Source organism: Streptomyces durbertensis (genome assembly GCF_014156695.1).
In the GTDB taxonomy this organism is placed as follows: domain Bacteria; phylum Actinomycetota; class Actinomycetes; order Streptomycetales; family Streptomycetaceae; genus Streptomyces; species Streptomyces durbertensis.
In genome coordinates this window covers 1-1,103 of record NZ_WMLF01000817.1, presented here as the reverse complement: position 1 = coordinate 1,103, position 1,103 = coordinate 1, and the positions used below count along the sequence as shown (strand labels likewise).

Annotated in this window: 1 protein-coding gene; it reads right to left on the bottom strand. The window is 72.3% G+C overall.

Going from position 1 to position 1,103, the window contains the following annotated elements; genetic code table 11:
• A partial coding sequence (locus GL263_RS27035; protein WP_182858358.1) for a zinc-dependent alcohol dehydrogenase family protein occupies positions 1-1,051 on the bottom strand: 1,051 nt, incomplete at its 3' end.
• Between the last annotated feature and the right edge of the window lie 52 nt (positions 1,052-1,103).

Here is a 1,103-nt window from a genome sequence, read left to right as displayed (position 1 = left end):
GTTGGGGGAGGTTTTCGCTGGTGAGGACGACTTTCAGGGCGTCGGTTTCGGCGGGGTGGGCGAAGACCTCGTAGGCGCGTTCCATCTCGTGCAGCGGGAAGCTGTGGGTGACGAGGGAGGACGCGGGGAGGCGGCCGGCAGCGAGCATGTCCAGCAGCATCGGGGTGGAGAAGGTGTCGACGAGGCCGGTGGTGATCGTGAGGTTCTTGATCCAGAGGTCTTCGAGGTGGAGGGTCGCAGGCTTGCCGTGGACGCCGATGTTGGCCACGTGGCCGCCGGGGCGGACCATGCGGGTGCACAGCTCGAAGGTGTCCGGGACGCCGACGGCCTCCATGACGACGTCGGCGCCGAGGCCGTCGGTGAGGTCGTCGACGAGGCGGGCCGGGTCTTCGGCCGCGCTGACGATGACGTCCGCGCCGAGGCGCTTGGCGGCGTCGAGGCGGGCGGGGGCCAGGTCGGTGACGATGATCCGGCCGGGTGAGTAGAGGCGGGCTGCGGCGACGGCGGCGAGGCCGATGGGGCCGGCGCCGACGATGACCACGGTGTCGCCGGGGCGGACGCGCCCGTTGAGCACGCCGACCTCGTAGGCCGTGGGGAAGATGTCGGAGAGCAGGACGGCGTCGGCGCCGGGGACGGCGGCCGGGAGCGGGTGCAGGGAGACGTCGGCGTTCGGGACGCGGACGTACTCGGCCTGGGTGCCGTTGATGTGGTGGCCGAGCACCCAGCCGCCACCGCCCCGGCACTGCCCGTAGGCGCCCTCGCGGCAGAAGCGGCAGCGGCCGCAGCCGGAGATGCAGGAGATGAGCACGCGGTCGCCGGGGCGGACGGACGTCACGCCGGGCGCGGTCTCGACGACCTCGCCCACGGCCTCGTGGCCGAGGACCGTGCCGGGGCGCACCTCGGGCACGTCGCCTTTGAGGATGTGCAGGTCGGTGCCGCAGATGGTCGTGGTGTCGACGCGTACGACGGCGTCACCGGCGTCCTGGACGTCGGGGTCCGGGACGGTCTCCCAGGCCGACTTCCCCGGTCCGTGGTAGACGAGTGCTTTCATGGCGGGTCACCTCCGTGGCTTCTCCTCACCACGTTGGCGGCTGGTGGGTGCG